The sequence below is a fragment of the Lentzea aerocolonigenes genome, from assembly GCF_000955955.1.
Lineage (GTDB): Bacteria > Actinomycetota > Actinomycetes > Mycobacteriales > Pseudonocardiaceae > Lentzea > Lentzea aerocolonigenes_A.
The window spans coordinates 32,152-49,512 of the sequence record NZ_JYJG01000076.1 but is presented as its reverse complement, the minus strand read 5'-3'; the positions used below and the strand labels follow the sequence as shown (position 1 = coordinate 49,512).

The following is a 17,361-nucleotide window of genomic DNA, read 5'->3' as shown; positions in this document are numbered from 1 at the left end:
CCCACCCGCAACCGGCCGATACCCGACCTTTCGGAAGTGCCGATACCGCCGCCGCGCAACAGCCCCCTCGTCCGAAGACGACGACTCAGCGGAGTCGGGCGTGTCAGGTGTGTCCGTCATGTCTCTCTCCCAAGCCCGAAAATGGGCGCGCTTCACCGTCACACCGCCCAGCGGCGTGAGCAAGAACCGAGCTACAACGAAGTCAGCAAGAACGTCAGCGAGGCAAAGTCACCCGGATGCACGACCCGGGGTCGACCACGGCGATCGTCCCGCCGTGCAGGTCCACCACCCACCGGGCGATGGCGAGACCGAGCCCGGTCCCACCACCACCCGCCCTCTCCCCTCGGGTGAACCTCTCGAAGATCCGCGACCGGTCAGCCGGAGCGATTCCCGGCCCCTCGTCCCGAACCTCCAGCACCACACAAGAACCAGCGAGATACCCGGACACGGACACCAACCCCCCGGTGGGTCCGTGCCGGGCGGCGTTGTCCACCAGGTTCACCAGCACCTGGTGCAGCCGTTCCCCGTCGGCCAGCACCGTCAAATCCCCGGGCACGTCGATCGAGAACGACGCAGCAGGCGCGGCGACAGCAGCCTCGGCCACCACGTCGGCGACCAAGGAAGACACCGACAACGTCTCCCGGTTCAACGAAAGAACCCCAGCGTCGATCTTCGACAGGTCCAGCAGCTCGGTCACCAGCCGCCCGAGCCGTTCGGTCTGCGCCAGTGCCGTCCTCATCGTCGCCGCATCAGCGACAGCCACCCCGTCCACCACGTTCTCCAGCACGGCCTGCAAAGCCGAGATCGGAGTCCGCAGCTCGTGCGACACGTTCGCGATCAACTCCCGCCGCTGCTGATCCGCCGCGGCAAGATCCGAAGCCATCACCGTGAACGCCTCGGCCAGCTGCCCGACCTCGTCCGAAGACGTCGCCCGCACCGACCGCGAGTAGTCCCCGGAAGCCATCGACCGGGCCGCGGAAGTCATCTCCCGCAACGGCGAAGTCATGCCGTGCGCGAGCAACTGCGACGTCAGCAAACCCAGCACCAGAGCGATCAAGGTCGTCCGCGGCGGCAACCAGCCAGTCACGTAACGGAAGTAGGCGAACGACACGCATCCCGACACCACGATGACGATCCCGAGCTTGAGCTTGATCGACCGCACCGAGTCCAACGGCCGCGGCAGCTTGTCCAGCAAGCCCAGCACCCAGTTCACTGAGACACCTTCTTCTGGGGAACCTCCAGCGCGTACCCCACCCCGTGCACGGTCCGGATCAGGTCGGGCCCGAGCTTGCGGCGAAGAGCCTTCACGTGACTGTCGACCGTCCGCGACGAAGCCCCCTCGTGCCACCCGCACGCCTCCGCCAGCAACCGCTCCCTGGCCTGCACGGCGGACGGCCGCTCGGCCAGGAACACCAGCAGGTCGTACTCGGTGGGCGTCAGATGAGCCTCGACGCCCGACCGCGACACCCGCCGCGCCGCCAGGTCGATCACCAGATCCCCGAGCTCCAACGACCGAGAAGCCACTGCCCGTGACACGCGACGCAGCAGCACGTGCACCCGAGCCGCCAGTTCCCGCATCGAGAACGGCTTCGTCAGGTAGTCGTCCGCCCCCACGGCGAGCCCGACCAGCAGATCGGTCTCGTCCCCCCGCGCGGTCAGCATCAGCACCGGCACCGAACGCGACGCCTGGATCCGCCGGCACACCTCGAGCCCGTCGAACCCCGGCAGCATCACGTCCAGAACCACCAGGTCAGGCACGAAAGTGGCGGCCTGAGCCACCCCGGACGGCCCGTCATGAGCCACCGACACCACGAACCCCTCGGCCCGCAGCCGGGCGGCCACGGACTCGGCGATCGTGATGTCGTCCTCCACGACGAGCACCCGGCGCTGACCTGTCATGGCGGCGACTTTATGGGGAGGAAGTGGAGGACGCCGGGACAAGTTGTGAAGATCGTGTGCAGAGATCGATCAGTTACCGCTCGGTTACCGAAACCAGGAGCGCACGCACTGTTAACAAGGCGAACCATTTAATTAGGCTCCGAACATGGACGGGCTCACCTCGCAGCTCCTCGACGCCGCCCCGCTGCTGCTCGGCAGCAGCCACTCCCTCAAGGCCAGCCTGGGCAGGCTCGACGGCCGCACGGTCGGCGTAGTCGAGGAGTCCGGCCCGCTCGACGCGGCCACGGCGGAGCAGGGCGCGCGGTTCGTGCGCATGTGCGACGCGTTCGGCATCCCGCTCATCGCCATCGCCGGCTCACCGCAACCCGGCGGGGAAGTGCACGGCGGCGCGCTGCTGCACGCGTTCGCGGAGAGCGCCGTCCCCAGGATCACCCTGGTCACGGGCCCGGCGCACGTCACGATGATCGCCGAGACGACCTGCGCTTCTTTCGCTGACCCGCGCGACGCCCGCCGCGCCCTGGTGGAGGCGTTCTGTAAGTTCGGCCCATGAACGTCCTCGAAGCGGTCCTGGAGAGGATCACCTACGCCAACGAGGACAACGGCTACACCGTCGCGAAGGTCGACACCGGCCGCGGTGACCTGGTCACGGTCGTCGGCGCGTTGCTCGGCGCCCAGCCGGGCGAGTCGATCAGGATGCGCGGTCACTGGGGCTCGCACCCGCAGTACGGCAAGCAGTTCCACGTCGACGACTACACGACGATCCTGCCCGCGACCATCCAGGGCATCCGCCGCTACCTCGGCTCCGGCCTGATCAAGGGCATCGGCCCGGTGCTCGCGGACAAGATCGTCACCCACTTCGGCGTCGGCGCGCTGGACGTCATCGAGCACGAGCCGGAACGCCTCATCGAGGTCCCGAAGCTCGGTCCCAAGCGCACCAAGGCCATCGCGGCGGCGTGGGAAGAGCAGAAGGCCATCAAGGAAGTCATGATCTTCCTACAGGGCGTCGGCGTCTCCACGTCGCTGGCCGTGCGGATCTACAAGCAGTACACGGACAAGGCCATCGAGGTCGTCAAGGAAGAGCCGTACCGCCTGGCGAACGACGTCTGGGGCATCGGCTTCAAGACTGCGGACGTCATCGCGAAAGCCGTCGGCATCCCGCACGACAGCCCGCAACGCGTCAAGGCCGGCCTGCAGTTCACGCTGTCCGAGGCCACCACGGACGGCAACTGCTACCTGCCGGAACAGTCCCTCATCGCGGACGCCATCAAGATCCTCCAGGTCGACGCGGGCCTGGTGATCGACTGCCTGGCAGAGCTCGTCGAGGAGGAGGGCGTCGTTCGCGAGGAGTTCCCGGACGACGAGGTCGCCGTCTACCTGATCCCGTTCCACCGCGCCGAGATCTCGCTGGCCGCGCAGCTCAAACGCCTGCTGCACAGCGACGACGACCGCATGCCCGGCTTCGCGAACGTCAACTGGGACAAGGCGTTCGCCTGGCTCGGCACGGAACTCGAACAGCACCAGGCAGAAGCGGTGAAGCTGGCACTCACGCAGAAGGTCGCCGTGCTGACCGGCGGCCCGGGCTGCGGCAAGAGCTTCACCGTGCGCTCGATCGTCCGCCTGGCCCAGGCCAAGCAGGCGAAGATCGTCCTGGCCGCGCCCACCGGGCGTGCCGCCAAGCGCCTCAGCGAGCTGACCGGCCACGAAGCCCGCACCGTTCACCGGCTCCTCGAACTCAGGCCCGGCGGCGACGCGGCGTACGACCGCGACCACCCGCTCGACGCCGACCTCGTGGTGGTCGACGAGGCCTCGATGCTGGACCTGTTGCTGGCCAACAAACTCGTGAAGGCCGTCCCGCCCGGTGCGTACCTGCTGCTCGTCGGCGACGTCGACCAGCTGCCGTCAGTCGGGGCGGGCGAGGTGCTCAGAGACGTGCTGGCGCAAGGAAGCCCGATTCCGAACGTCCGCCTCACGCACATCTTCCGGCAGGCCCAGGAGTCCGGCGTCGTCACGAACGCGCACCGCATCAACAGCGGCGACTACCCGCAGGTGCAAGGGCTACCGGACTTCTTCCTCTTCAGCACCGACGAGGCCGAGGAAGCCGCCACGATGACCGTCGACGTCGTGGCGAACCGCATCCCGCGCAAGTTCCGGCTCGACCCGCGCAAGGACATCCAGGTCCTCGCCCCGATGCACCGCGGCCCGGCAGGAGCAGGCGCCCTCAACACGATCCTGCAAGAAGCTCTGACGCCGTCGCGCGAGAACCTGCCCGAGAAACGGTTCGGCGGCAGGGTGTTCAAGGTCGGCGACAAGGTCACCCAGATCCGCAACAACTACGACAAGGGCAAAAACGGCGTCTTCAACGGCACCCTGGGCAACGTCATCGCCCTGGACCCGGTCGAGCAGAAGCTCACGATCCGCACCGACGAGGACGAAGAGGTCGACTACGAGTTCTCCGAACTGGACGAGCTCAGCCACGCGTACGCCATGACCATCCACCGCTCGCAGGGCAGCGAGTACCCGTGCGTGGTCATCCCGATCACGACCAGCGCGTGGATGATGCTGCAGCGCAACCTGCTCTACACCGCCGTCACGCGCGCGAAGAAACTCGTCGTTCTCGTCGGCAGCAAGAAAGCCATCGGCCAGGCCGTCCGCACGGTGGGCGCAGGCCGCCGCCACACCGCGCTGGCCTACCGCCTCAGACAGACGTCAGATAGTCGGTGATCAGCCGCGCCCACGGCATCGCGGACTCCAGCGCGATCGCGTGCCCGCACGCGATGTCGGTGTACTTCGAACCCGGAATCAGATCCGACACCTCCTTGCCGAGGTTGCGCGACAGCAGCTGGTCACCGGACGCGCCGATCACCAGCGTCGGCTGCGACACCCGCGGCAGCACCTCGGACAGGTCGATCTTCAGAATCAGGTCGACGTGCGCCGGCGACCCGGTCGGCACGCTCGCCCCGATCAGCTCGGCGAAGCCCTCTGCCTGCGCGGGTGTGAGCCGGGCCAGGTACTCCCGGCTGCACATCACCGACAGGATGAACCGCGACAGCACCGCGCGTGACCCGTCCAGCAACGACTTCCACTCGTCGATCTTGGCCCGGGTGGCGGCGTCGATCTTCGTGAACGGCGTGCTCAGCACCAGCCCGCGCACCCGCTCGGGGTGCCGCACCGCAGCCGTGACCGCGACCGCGCAGCCCATCGAGTAGCCGCAGACGAAGAACGACTCGTGCCCGGCCTGCACCGCGACGTCCACGAGGTCGTCCGCGAGCTTCTCCAGGTCGAGCGGCCCCGCGCCCTTCGGTGAGCTGCCGGAGCCCGGCAGATCCGGCGCGATGACGGTGAAGTACTGGGTGAGGGTCCCGAGGATCGGGCCGTAGTTGGCCTGGACGCTGCCGCCCGCGCCGTGCACGAGCAGCAGGGCAGGGCCGGTGCCCTTGACGACGGTGGACAGGCCGGACATGGGGAACCCCCGATAGGTCAATCCATGCTGCGGACGATGGTCGGCTCCAACCCCTCGTCGTCGTCCGCGAGAGAACCGCGCCAGGGGAAGTCGTAGGAGATCTCAGCGACACCGTCGTTGTAGAGATGATCCATGGCTGTGAACTCCTGTCGACTTCTCAAGGGGTTTGTGCGGACCTCGCTTGTCGAGTCGGTTTCGGCCTGCCAGCACAATAACCGCTGCGATGCTGGGTGAAATGCTATTGACTTTCGTCACAGAGCACCAAGTGGCCCGTTTCCCGATCCCAAGCACCGGACGGTAATCATCCGGTCGGTCGAACGAACTGGCGTGTCTCACCCGGACAGCCCATCATCGTCGATCATGCGCACCGCTCTGGCCCTGCTCGCCTGTCTCGGCCTTCTCCTCAGCCCCGCACCGGCACCGGCGGAAGGTCCACAAGCGACGTTCGTGCTGCGTGTGCCCGCTCCTCTCGGTGCTGAGGCCCAACGTCTGCTCGGCAGCGGCTACGACGTGCTGGAGCAACGCGATGGTGCGGACCTGTTCGTCGTCGGCGACGCGCACACCGCTGATGAGCTCCGATCGGATGGTTTCCGGCCTTCTGTCGAGACGGCGATGCCTCCATCTCAATGGGCGCCGCGCTCTCTCGGAGACGCGACTTACTACGGCGGCTACCGAACGGTCACCGCTCATATCGCCCATCTCGACGAGGTCGCTCAGGCCCATCCCGATCTCGCCACGGTCGTCGACTACGGCGACTCCTGGCGCAAGACCCAGGGCTCTGGCGGATATGACCTGAAAGCCATCTGCATCACCCGGAAAACTTCTGGTGACTGCGCATTGACGCCGACCGCGCCGAAACCGCGCCTGTTCGTGATGGGACAGCTCCACGCGCGTGAGATCACCACCGGCGACATGGCGTGGCGCTTCATCGATGACCTGGTCAGCTCCGACCTCACCGCGATGCTCGGCGATCTCGAGGTCTGGGTCGTGCCGATCGCGAACCCGGACGGCGTCGAGATCGTCGAGTCCGGCGGTGACTCGCCCGTCCTGCACCGCAAGAACGCGCACGGCGACTGCTCGTCCGGCCCACGCGGTGTCGACCTGAACCGCAACGCCGGCTCGCACTGGGGTGAGGTCGGCACGTCGGCGAACAAGTGCAGCGACATCTACCGGGGCTCGCGCGCTGACTCCGAGGTGGAGACTCAGGCCCTGGAGTCGTTGTGGCGCAAGCTCTACCGCGACACCCGCGCGCCGGGCGACACCGCGGCCGCCGCTGCCGACACCACCGGCGCCGTGATCTCCATGCACAGCTACGGCAACTACGTGCTGTTCCCGTGGGGCTGGAGCACGCAGAAGACGGGCAACGACGCCGCTCTCCGCAAGATGGCGCAGGACATGGCCTCGCTGTCGGGGTTCCAAGCGGGCCAACCGGGTGAGGTGCTCTACAACGCGTCCGGTGCCACGGACGACTGGGTGTACGAAGACCTGGGCGTGCCGAGCTTCGTCTGGGAGATCGGCGCTTCGTCGGGCACGTGCGGCGGCTTCCTGCCGCCCTACTCGTGTCAGAAGGACGCGCATTGGCCGAAAGTGCGTTCCATGCTCGTTTCGGCCATGAATGCGGCGCACAAGCCCTACTGACGGCATCTTGGGTGTCATGGGGATTCGATTGCTCGCCACGCTCGCCGCGACCAGCCTGCTCTTCACCGGTGTCGTCTTCTCCGGCACCGCGGTCGCCGACGACCAGCAGATCGACCGCAAGGTCATCCAGCAGGGCCTGGACCAGATCACGGCCACTGCGGCCCAGGGCGTGCAACTGCGCGTCACGGAAGGCCGGCACAGCTTCACCGCCCGCTCCGGCTCCGCGGAGCTCGGGAATGAGCGCCCGGTGCCGGTCAACGGCCGGTTCCGCGCGGGCAGCATCACCAAGTCGTTCACCTCTGCGGTCGTGCTCCAGCTCGCCGGCGAGGGCAAGGTCGAGCTGGACGCACCTGTCGTCCGCTATCTGCCCGGCCTGGTCGACTCGCGCATCACCGTCCGTCAGCTGATGCAGCACACCAGCGGTCTCTTCAACTACACCAACGCCATCGGCTTCAGCCCGCAGGACTTCGAACCGATCCGGTACGAGCACTGGACGCCAGAGGAGATCATCGCGATCTCGACGAGCAAGCCGCTCCAGTTCGAGCCGGGCACCAAGTGGGAGTACAACAACACCGGTTTCGTCATCCTCGGCCGGCTCATCGAGAAGATCACCAAGCAGTCCTACGAGCGCACGGTCCAGCAACGCGTCCTCAGGCCGTTGCACCTCGGCGACACCACGTTCCCCGGCGACGACCCGAACATCCACGGCCCGCACGCGCACTCGTACGGCCTGGTGAACGGCAAGGCGACCGACACCACCCGCTTCAACCCGTCCGTGTTCTGGGCGGTGGGCGACGTCGTCACGACCCCTCGCGACCTCGACACCTTCTACACCGCGTTGATCGGCGGCAAGCTGCTCAAGCCCGCCCAGCAGGCCGAGCTGGTGAAGACCACGCCGGTCAGCCCGCAGTACGGACTCGGCCTGTTCATCCAGCCGACCCCGTGCGGCACCACGGTTCTCGGCCACACGGGCAGCGTGCCGGGTTACGGCAGCTACGCGTTCTACAGCCCGGACCTCGAGCGCCGCGCGGAACTGTCCGCCACCGCGGGCCTCGGCACGGGCGACCCGACGGCCGGTTACCACGCGATCCTCAACGAGGTGTTCTGCTGACCCTGAGCGGACCAAGGGAAGCCCCTAGGGCTTCGGTGCGACTCAAGGCTGATGCGCCGGATCGTCGTTCCTCGCCAAGGTGTGAGGCATGGGGATTCGACTGGTAGCCACCATCACCGCAGCGAGCCTGCTGGCACTGACCACCGCGGGAACCGCTCTCGCCGACGAGCAGAGCGTCGATCGCAAGGTCGTCCAGCAGGCTCTGGACCAGATCACGCAGGGCGGGGGAGGCCTTGGCGTGCAAGCGAGAGTGACCGACGGACGGCAGCGCTTCACCGCCCGTTCCGGCAAGGCCGACCTCAACAGCAACCAGCCGGTGCCACTTGACGGACGGTTCCGCGTCGGCAGCATCACCAAGACGTTCGTGTCGACGGTGATGCTCCAGCTGGCGGGCGAGGGCAGGGTCGACCTGGACGCGCCGGTGGTCCGCTACCTGCCGGGCCTGATCGACAGCCGCATCACCGTCCGCCAGGTCCTGCAGCACACCAGCGGCCTCTACAACTACACCGACGCGTTGCCGCTCAGCCCGGACGAGTTCGAGAAGATCCGCTACAAGCACTGGGAACCGGCCGAGATGCTCGCGATGTCCACGAGCAAGCCACTCGACTTCGAGCCCGGCACGAAGTGGAGCTACTCCAACACGAACTACATCGTCGCGGGCCTGCTCGTCGAGAAGCTGACCGGCAGTCCGTACGAGCAGGCGGTCGAGCAGCGGATCCTGAAGCCGTTGCGCCTCAAGGACACCGAACTGCCGGGCGACAACCCGAACATCCACGGTCCGCACGCCCGCGCGTACTGGACCGTGGCGGGCAAGCCGTCCGAGATCACCCGCCTGAACCCGTCGGTCGCCTGGGCCGCCGGTGAGGTCATCTCGACGACCCGCGACCTCGACACGTTCATCACCGCGCTGGCCGGCGGCAAGCTGCTCAAGCCCGCGCAACAGCAGGAGATGAGCAGGACCACCGCGGTCAGCCCCGGCTACGGCCTCGGTCTGCAGGTCGAGACCCTGCCCTGCGGGACCAAGGTGTGGGGTCACAGCGGCGGCATCCCCGGCTACTCGTCACAGATGCTGACCACGCCGGACAGCAAGAAGCGCCTGGAGCTCAACGCCACCAGCGCGCCGGTCACCGGCAACCCCGGCGACGCGTTCAACAAACTCCTGACGGAAGTCTTCTGCTGATCATGAAACTGGTAGCCGCACTCACCGCGGCCACCCTGCTCGCCACCGCCGGTGTCGCTTCTGCGGCACCGGCTTCGGCAGGGCAACGGGAGGCCGTGCAACAGATCATCGACGAGCTCACCACCGATGGTGGCGCGCTGGGAGTCCAGGCACGAGTCACCGGCCTCGGCACGTTCCGATCAGGATTCGCCGAGTACGGATCCCGCAAACCCGTGCCGCACAACGGAAGGTTCCGCATCGGCAGCAACACCAAGCCGTTCGTGTCCACAGTGGCGTTGCAGCTGGCCGGCGAGGGCAAGCTCGCCCTGGACGAACCGGTGGACCGCCACCTTCCCGGACTGGTCGACAAGCGCATCACGATCCGCCAGTTGCTGCAGCACACCAGCGGCCTCTTCGACTACTCGGAAGCGCTGCCGCTGGACCCCGCCGGTTTCCCGTCGATCCGCTACCGGACGTGGGATCCGCTCGACCTGGTCGAGATCGGCACGAGCCGGCCGCTCGCCTTCGAGCCCGGCGCACAGCACAGCTACTCCAACACCAACTACATCGTGATCGGCCTGCTGATCGAGAAGATCACCGGCAGGCCGTACGCGAAGGCGGTCGAGCAGCGGATCCTGAAGCCGTTGCGCCTGGGCGACACCGTGCTGCCGGGCAACGACCTGGACATCCCGGGCCCGCACGCCCACGGCTACTACCAGGACGCGGACGGCAAGCCGACCGACGTCACGCGCCTCAACCCGTCGTGGGGCGGGGCAGCGGGGGAGATGATCTCGACGACCCGCGACCTGGACACGTTCCTGAACGCGCTGCTGGCGGGCAAGCTGCTCAAACCCGAGCAGCAGAAGGAGCTCACGAAGACCACGCCGCAAAGCCCTGACTACGGCCTGGGCGTCGCCGTCGCCCAGTTGTCCTGCACCACGATCTACGGCCACGACGGCTTGATCCACGGTTACGCGACGATGATGATCGGCACGCAGGACAAGCGCGTGACGCTCTCCATCACGCAGGCCGCGAACGGTGGCACTCCGGGCGATGCCGCCTTCCGGTTGCTGGAGAAGGTCTTCTGCTGAAAACAAAAGGGGAGCTGGGTTGACCCAGCTCCCCTCCCGGCGTTGTGAGGATCAGCCGAGGCCGTTCCTCATCGCGGAAACCAACTCACCGTTCGAGGTGTCGCCGGACATCTCCCAGAAGAAGGCGCCACCGAGACCCTGGTTCTTCGCGTAGGTCATCTTGCCGCCGATGGTGGCCGGTGTGTCGTAGCTCCACCACTGGTCACCGCACTTGGCGTAGGCCGTGCCCGCGACCGTGCCGTTGGACGGGCACGACGTCTTGAGCACCTTGTAGTTCTGGATGCCCGGCTCGATGCCCGGCGCGGGGCCGGTCGCCGTGCCGCCAGGTGCCGACTGCGTGACGCCCGCCCAGCCGCGGCCGTAGAACCCGATGCCCAGCAGCAGCTTGGACGACGGGACGCCCTTGCTCTTCAGCTTCTGGATCGCGTTGTCCGAGTAGAAGCCCGCGGTCGGGATGCCGCTGTAGTTGGTCAGCGGCGAGTGCGGAGCCGTCGGACCCTGGGCCGCCCAGGCACCGAAGTAGTCGTACGTCATGACGTTGTACCAGTTCACGTACTGCGCGGCGCCACCGTAGTTCGCGGCGTCGATCTTGCCGCCGGACGTGCCGTCGGCCGTGATGGCCGACGTGACGAGGAAGCTCTGACCGAACTTGTTGCGCAGCGAGCGCATCAGGTTCACGTACGCCTCGGAACCGCTGGTGTCGCAGCTCAGACCACAGGCGTTCGGGTACTCCCAGTCGATGTCGATGCCGTCGAACAGGCCGTTCCAGCGCGGGTCCTTCAGCAGGTTGTAGCAGGACTGAGCGAACGCGTCCGGGTTCTGCGCGGCCTGGCCGAAGCCACCGGACCAGGTCCAGCCACCGAACGAGTACAGCACCTTGAGGTTGGGGTACTTCTTCTTCAGCTTGATCAGCTGGTTGAAGGCACCGCGCACCGGCGCGTCCCACACGTCCGCGACACCGTCGACCGACTCGGCCGCCGTGTACGACTTCTCGATCGCCGGGAACGACTCGCCGATCGTGCACTGCCCGTTCGAGACGTTGCCGAACGAGTAGTTGATGTGCGAGATCTTCGAGGCGGTACCGGAGGTGTCGATGTTCTTCGGCAGGTAGTTCGTCGCGGGGTAGGTGCCCCACTCGGTGAAGTAGCCGAGGTTGATCTTGCCACCGGGCTGGGGGTTGCCCGTCGTCGTGGTCGTCGTGGTGGTGGTCGTAGTCGTGGTGGTGGTCGTGCTGGTGGTCGTCGTCGGGTTGGTCCCGCCCGACTCACACGAGCCGCCGTTCAGCTTGCAGTTCGTGGGCGCGGCGAACGTGCCGGAGTACGCGCCGTTGAACCCGAAGCTCACCGACTGGCCGGCACCGACGTTGCCGTTCCAGGTGTTCTTGACCGTGACGACCTGGCCGGACGTGGTGTACGAGCCGTCCCAGAGCGAGGTGACGCGGTGGTTCGCGGGCATCGTGAACTCGACAGTCCACGACGTCAGGGCCGCCGTGCTGTTGTTCGTGATCGTGTACTTGCCCTCGAAGCCCGTTCCCCAGTCAGAACCCTTGGAGAACGTGGCGGACACGCCACCGGCACCGCTAGCAGCGGGGACGACGACGATACCGAGGACCATCGCGGCGACGGCCGCGAAGAGAGCAGCGAGATGCCATCGGAACTTGGACATCGGTCTCCTCAGTCGCAGGGGGTACCGGAACGATGTGGTTTAGACCACTCGAAGGTCAAGGTCTAGACCTCTGCCGTCACTCGAATGGAGCAGTCCGAAAACGGTTGCGGGACGCTGGATGTCCAGTCTTTGTCTACTTGGTTAACCATTCGCGTGTTCGCGAGACGGCAGCGCTAACTTTGTTCCGTGTCAAAGCGTTCGGCCGCGGCGAAGCTCGCGAGGAGGCGCAGTCCGTCCTCGGCGGGGCTGCCGGGAGGTGCGGACAGCACCAGCAGCTCCATTCCGGACTCGGACGGCAGCGAGAAGTTCTCCTGGTGCAGTTCGAGCAGCCCGACCAGCGGGTGCCGATAGGTCTTGCGGCCGTGCGCGCGGGCCCGCACGTCCGCGCGGGCCCAGAGGCGGCGGAAGCGCTCACTGCCCATCGCCAGCTCGCCGACGAGCGAGGCCAGCCGGGGATCGTCCGGGTACTTGCCCGCGGCCAGGCGCAGGTGCCCGACCACGTCGAGGGTGCACTGCTCCCAGCCCGCGTACAGCTCGGTCTCCTCCAGGAAGATGTGCCGGGCGGTGTTCATGCCCTGCAGCGGCCGGCCGTAGAGCAGTTCGGCGAGGTGGTTGCCCGCGAGCACGTCCATGCGGTGGTTCATGATCAGCGCGGGTGCGCCGGTGACCAGGCCGAGGACGCGCAGCAGCTCAGGCCGGACCTGGGTTCCCGGTGTCTTCCTGCCGCGGCGGCGTTGCCGGGCGAGCCGGTGGAGGTGTTCGCGTTCGGTCTCGTCCAGGCCGAGCACGCGGGCCAGCGCGTCGAGGACCTGCTCGGACGGCTGGGTGGCGCGGCCCTGTTCGAGGCGCACGTAGTAGTCGACGCTCACGCCGGACAGGTGCGCGATCTCCTCGCGGCGCAACCCTTCGACGCGGCGGTACCTCTCGGTGGGGATGCCGACGGAAGCCGGTTCGACGCGGGAACGCCGGGTCCGCAGGAAGCCTGCAAGGTCGTCCACCCCTCCACTGTGCCCGCGTCGGAGCTTCCGCACCTGGTCCTGCCAGTACCAGGAAGTCCAGTCCCTGAACACCGCGCTTCGCGGCGCCCAGGATCGAGGTCATCCGATCCGAAGGAGCTCCCGTGAAGACGCTGATCGTCTACGCCCACCCCGAGCCGAAGTCGCTCAACGGCTCGTTGAAGGACCTCGCGGTGTCCACACTGGAATCCGCCGGGCACGAGGTGCGGGTGAGCGATCTGTACGCGATGAACTGGAAAGCGACCGTGGACGCCGCGGACTACGGCCCGCACGCTTCAAGCCCGTTGAAGGTCGCGCTGGACTCTGGCCGGGCCTTCGACGCCGGGACGTTGACCGAGGACGTCCGCGCCGAGCAGGAGAAGCTGCTGTGGGCCGACACGATCATCTTCCAGTTCCCGCTGTGGTGGTACACGATGCCCGCGATCCTGAAGGGCTGGGTGGACCGGGTGTTCACCTACAACTTCGCTTACGGCGTCGGCGAGCACAGCGACATCAGGTACGGCGATCGCTTCGGCGAAGGCACGCTCGCGGGCCGGAAGGCGTTGCTGTCGGTGACCGCCGGCGGTCCGGAGTCGCACTACGGACCTCGTGGGATCAACGGGCCCATCGACGACCTGTTGTTCCCGATCCAGCACGGCATCCTCTACTACCCCGGCATCGAGGTGCTGCCGCCGTTCGTCCTGCACGGCGTCGACCGGATGGCCGGTGACGACTACGCGGACGTGGCCAAAGCGTGGGAGCAGCGGCTGCTCACGCTGGAGTCGACCGAGCCGATCGCGTTCCGGCGGCAGAACTTCGGCGACTACGAGATCCCCTCGCTGCACCTGAAGGGAGGACTGGAACCCGCGGGCCGAAAGGGTTTCGGACTGCACGTCCGCTGACTGTCAACTGTGAGTAAACCTTTACACGTTCAGCCGATTGCCCGCTCGGCTCCCCACGCCGCGATGTCCTCCCGGCTCTGCAGCCCCAGTTTCTCCCGGAGCCGCAGCAGCCGGGAGGCCACGGTCCGCACGGACACGCCCAGCCGGTTGGCGATCTGCTGGTTCGTCAAGCCGGTCGCGAGCAACGCGATCACGCGGCGCTCGTGGTCGTCCAACGAGTCGTGCGCGGCCTCTGTGCGGTCCAGCCACACCTCGTCCTGGATGAACGCCTCGGTCTCCGTCGCAGTCAACGGCGTAGATGCAGCCTCTGCGCGCGCGACAGGCAGCATCAGCCGTGCAGTGCGCATGGCCCCGGCGACCTTCTCCGCCCAGAACGGATCCGGCACCACGCCGACTGATCGCCTGAGGGCCCGTCCGGTCGCTTCTAGTCGTAGCGCGCGCTCAGCCTGTCCGCGCATCAACGCCACCACGGCCAACCCTTCGAGCGCGTCAGGTGCGGTCAACGGGTTCATGCCGTCCATCCGCAACGCCTCCTGGAAAGCGTGCGTCGACTCGTCGAGGTCGCCCTGCACCAACGCCACGGCAGCGCGCGTGTTCAGTGCCGACGCAATGCGCGCGGGTACGCCCGACGTGCGCGAGATCGGCAACGCCTTCATGACGGCCTTCTCGGCGCGTTCGTGCTTACCGAGCGACAACGCCGTACGGGCCAAGTCCACCAAGCAGGTCGCACGGGCAAGAGGTTCGCCAAGCAGTTCGGCAACCCGCAGGCACTCGGTGTTGTTCTCGTCCGAGGCCTCCCACTCGCCAGAGGACTGCTGCACCGCGGCCAGTGTGCTGCGACAGCTCATGGCCAGCGCCGGTTCGCCGAGCGGGCGCACCAGCCGCGAAGCCTCGCCGGACAGCTCGATCGCCTCGTCGTGATCACCCTGCTCGGCGGCGAACCGTGCCGCGTGGTTCAGCGCCACGCAGCGGTAATCGTCCCTTGTGGACGGTCGGCGCAACGCATCCCGCAGCAGCACCCGAGCCTGGCCGAGCCGACCCCGGCGAGCCGCGCAGTCCGCCAGCGCGGAAGTCAGCAGCAGCAACCGTTCATCATCGCGTTCAGCAGCCCATTCGACCGTGCCGAGCAGGCTGTCGACGTGGTTGTCGAGCTTGTCCTGCACCTCGAACGGCACCGACAGCGGCTGGGTGATCAGCACGTCCGACAGGTCCGTGAACCACCGGGCCAGCGCCTCGAACGCGACGTCCAGCTCACCCGCCGCCACCAGCTTCTCCCGAGCGTGCAGGCGAACGGGCTCGAGCTGGCGGAACCGGGTCGTCCCTGGAATGGCGGTGAGCAGCGACTTGGCCTGCAACCGGGACAACACGTCCAGCACGGGCTCGGCCGACCGTTCCGAGGAGCAGACCTCGGTGGCCGCACCCAGATCGAAGCCGCCGTCGAACACGGACAACCGCCGCAACGCGAACTGCTCGTCGGGGGCCAGCAACTGGTAGCTCCAGTCGATCGCCTCGCGCAACGAACGCTGGCGTGACGGCGACTTCCGGCAGCCCAGCGTCAGCAGTTCGAGCGGCTCGTCCATCCGGTCGCAGATGTCGGTGACGGGCAACAACTGCACCCACCGCGCTGCCAGCTCGATCGCCAGCGGCATGCCCTCCAGACGCGCGCACAACAGGGCGACAGCCGCGGTGTTGGCCGGCGTCAACCTGAAGTCGGGCTTGCGCTCGCGGGCGCGGTCCACGAACAGCTTCACGGCCTCCGAGCGCGGTGCGGCCGTCGTGACCAGGTCGCGATCGGTCGACGGCACCGGCAAGCCCTCGACGTGGAAGCTCACCTCACCCGTGATCCACAGGGCTTCCCGGGACGTCGCGAGCACCCGCACGCCGGGGCAGCGGTTCAGCAAGAGGTCGGTCAGTTCGGCGCACGTGTCGAGAAGGTGTTCACAGTTGTCGAGAACCACGACCACTTTCATGTTCACGAGCGTTTCCAGGACCGTGTCGCGCAACGGCTCATCCGGCTGCGCAACGACACCGAGCGCGTGAGCGACAGCCGGCATGACATCGGCGGGGCTCATCACCTCGCCCAGTTCGACCAGGAGCACCCTGTCCGTTCTCCCGCGCCGCAACCGGCCCGCGGCCTCCAGCGCCAGCCGGGTCTTACCCGCACCCGCACTGCCCACGAGCGTAACGAGACGGTGCCTGCGCATGAGCTGGTCGAGCTTCGACAGCTCCGGCTGGCGCCCGATGAACGTGTCGCGCGCCGCGGGCAGGTTGGCGAGCACTCTCGAGTTCTTGCTGCTCACCGGTGCCGGTGGGGCAACGGTCGCGCGACGCCGATACGCCCTTTGGCGGCAGGCGTTGGAGCAGTAGGACCTGCGCTGCTCGGAGGTGGCCGGAGGCAGCGTGCCGTCGCACAGGGCGCAACGTCCAGTGCTGATCATGGGGTCCTCTCCTCCAGCCGTAACGGCGGGCCTTCGCCGTCTTGGTCCGGCAACAACGCAGGTCGCGGGTGGTGACCTGCCGTGTGCAACCCGTTACACGTCGGTGCGCGCGAGACGGTTCGCACTGTGCTCGTTATGCCTACCTTCCCGAGATCCTCGTTCGGGAACAAACTGGCAACTGGTCCGGTCTGACAGGGAGTGCGCATGACGTTGACAACCAGCACCTCGTGGGCGAGCACAGGTCTGCAACTGGTGGACAAGCCGCGCACGATCACCGTTGGCATCGCTGACGACGAGGTTCTGATCCGCACGGGAGTACGCGGCGTGCTGGAGCGTTCCGGCAACGTCGTGGTGGTCGGCGAGGCGGGTGACGGCGGCGGTGCCGTCGAGCTCGCGCGACGCCACCGTCCGCAGGTGCTGCTGATGGACGCCGCGATGCCCGGCATGGAGGGCCTCGGGGCGGTGCGCATGGTGCGCAGGCACGTGCCGGGGACGCAGGTGATCATGCTGTGCACCCCGCAGACCGAAGAGATGTTGTTCCCGGCGTTGCGCGCCGGCGCGGCCGGGTTCCTGTTCAAGAACGGCGAACCCGACGCTCTCGTGAACGCCGTGCGCGTCGTCGCCGCGGGTGAGGCGATCCTCTCGCCGTCCGCGACGCGGGCACTCGTCGACCACTTCACGGGCGCCGACTCGGAACGCCGCGATGCCGCGCGCAGCCGCATCAGCCTGCTCACCCGGCGGGAGCAGGAGGTGCTGGTGTACCTCGCGCAGGGCATGGCCAACGCACGCATCGCAAGGCTCATGTACCTCTCAGAAGGGGCGATCAAGGCCCACGTCAGCCGACTGCTGACGAAACTGCGGTGCGACAACCGCGTCCAAGCCGCTCTCATCGCACGCGACGCCGCCCTTCCCTGCTGAACTGACTGCTGCAACGGCGCAGCAGCCAGACTAGCCAGGAGAGATCGCCGCGCGAAGCAGGTCACCCGGTTGGCCCCGTCCAGAG

General features: G+C 67.4%; 14 protein-coding genes. 8 read left to right on the top strand and 6 right to left on the bottom strand.

Annotation, left to right across the window (positions count from 1 at the left end):
• Positions 1 to 214 precede the first annotated feature (214 nt).
• Together UK23_RS13200 and UK23_RS13195 are read right to left on the bottom strand one after the other, a co-directional pair.
• Positions 215 to 1,213 carry a HAMP domain-containing sensor histidine kinase gene (locus tag UK23_RS13200; protein WP_045311760.1) on the bottom strand — a complete coding sequence of 333 codons (999 nt, stop codon included), beginning with the start codon at positions 1,211 to 1,213 and terminating at the stop codon, positions 215 to 217.
• Positions 1,210 to 1,899, bottom strand: coding sequence for a response regulator transcription factor (locus tag UK23_RS13195; protein WP_063778065.1), 690 nt, complete (start codon positions 1,897 to 1,899; stop codon positions 1,210 to 1,212). Before UK23_RS13195 ends, UK23_RS13200 begins: the two co-directional genes overlap by 4 nt.
• A 145-nt stretch (positions 1,900 to 2,044) precedes the next feature.
• Here UK23_RS13195 and UK23_RS13190 point away from each other — a divergent pair, with 145 nt between their 5' ends.
• Together UK23_RS13190 and UK23_RS13185 are read left to right on the top strand one after the other, a co-directional pair.
• Complete coding sequence (locus UK23_RS13190) at positions 2,045 to 2,449, top strand: carboxyl transferase domain-containing protein (RefSeq protein ID WP_045311758.1); 405 nt, start codon at positions 2,045 to 2,047, stop codon at positions 2,447 to 2,449.
• Complete coding sequence (locus tag UK23_RS13185) at positions 2,446 to 4,620, top strand: ATP-dependent RecD-like DNA helicase (RefSeq protein ID WP_045311757.1); 2,175 nt, start codon at positions 2,446 to 2,448, stop codon at positions 4,618 to 4,620. Before UK23_RS13190 ends, UK23_RS13185 begins: the two co-directional genes overlap by 4 nt.
• Here UK23_RS13185 and UK23_RS13180 read toward each other — a convergent pair.
• A complete protein-coding gene (locus UK23_RS13180; RefSeq protein WP_045311756.1) occupies positions 4,595 to 5,359 on the bottom strand; it encodes an alpha/beta fold hydrolase in 765 nt (254 codons plus the stop codon). The two genes, UK23_RS13185 and UK23_RS13180, sit on opposite strands and share 26 nt — an antisense overlap.
• A 360-nt stretch (positions 5,360 to 5,719) precedes the next feature.
• On the opposite strand from UK23_RS13180, the gene UK23_RS13175 reads away from it, so the two are divergent.
• From UK23_RS13175 to UK23_RS13160, 4 genes are all read left to right on the top strand, one after another.
• A complete protein-coding gene (locus UK23_RS13175; protein WP_045311755.1) occupies positions 5,720 to 6,997 on the top strand; it encodes a M14 family zinc carboxypeptidase in 1,278 nt (425 codons plus the stop codon).
• A 16-nt stretch (positions 6,998 to 7,013) separates the two neighbouring features.
• The gene (locus tag UK23_RS13170; protein ID WP_231114492.1) at positions 7,014 to 8,108 is read left to right on the top strand and encodes a serine hydrolase domain-containing protein; all 1,095 of its coding nucleotides are present in this window, start codon (positions 7,014 to 7,016) and stop codon (positions 8,106 to 8,108) included.
• Positions 8,109 to 8,196: 88 nt separating this feature from the next.
• Entirely contained in the window at positions 8,197 to 9,288 is a 1,092-nt protein-coding gene (locus UK23_RS13165; RefSeq protein WP_045311754.1) for a serine hydrolase domain-containing protein, read from the top strand.
• A 2-nt stretch (positions 9,289 to 9,290) separates the two neighbouring features.
• Positions 9,291 to 10,358 carry a serine hydrolase domain-containing protein gene (locus UK23_RS13160; protein ID WP_156213070.1) on the top strand — a complete coding sequence of 356 codons (1,068 nt, stop codon included), beginning with the start codon at positions 9,291 to 9,293 and terminating at the stop codon, positions 10,356 to 10,358.
• Positions 10,359 to 10,409: 51 nt separating this feature from the next.
• Here UK23_RS13160 and UK23_RS13155 read toward each other — a convergent pair whose 3' ends face one another.
• Positions 10,410 to 12,023, bottom strand: a complete 1,614-nt coding sequence (locus UK23_RS13155) for a glycosyl hydrolase family 18 protein (RefSeq protein ID WP_045311753.1) — start codon at positions 12,021 to 12,023, stop codon at positions 10,410 to 10,412.
• A 173-nt stretch (positions 12,024 to 12,196) separates the two neighbouring features.
• Positions 12,197 to 13,021 carry a helix-turn-helix transcriptional regulator gene (locus UK23_RS13150; RefSeq protein ID WP_045311787.1) on the bottom strand — a complete coding sequence of 275 codons (825 nt, stop codon included), beginning with the start codon at positions 13,019 to 13,021 and terminating at the stop codon, positions 12,197 to 12,199.
• Between the two features lie 122 nt (positions 13,022 to 13,143).
• On the opposite strand from UK23_RS13150, the gene UK23_RS13145 reads away from it, so the two are divergent.
• Complete coding sequence (locus UK23_RS13145; RefSeq protein ID WP_045311752.1) at positions 13,144 to 13,920, top strand: NAD(P)H-dependent oxidoreductase; 777 nt, start codon at positions 13,144 to 13,146, stop codon at positions 13,918 to 13,920.
• A 29-nt stretch (positions 13,921 to 13,949) separates the two neighbouring features.
• Here the strand turns inward: UK23_RS13145 and UK23_RS13140 are convergent, their stop codons facing one another.
• Complete coding sequence (locus tag UK23_RS13140; RefSeq protein WP_082114618.1) at positions 13,950 to 16,358, bottom strand: ATP-binding protein; 2,409 nt, start codon at positions 16,356 to 16,358, stop codon at positions 13,950 to 13,952.
• 204 nt (positions 16,359 to 16,562) lie between these two features.
• Here UK23_RS13140 and UK23_RS13135 point away from each other — a divergent pair, with 204 nt between their 5' ends.
• Positions 16,563 to 17,276 carry a response regulator gene (locus UK23_RS13135; protein WP_082114617.1) on the top strand — a complete coding sequence of 238 codons (714 nt, stop codon included), beginning with the start codon at positions 16,563 to 16,565 and terminating at the stop codon, positions 17,274 to 17,276.
• The last annotated feature ends 85 nt before the right edge of the window (positions 17,277 to 17,361 follow it).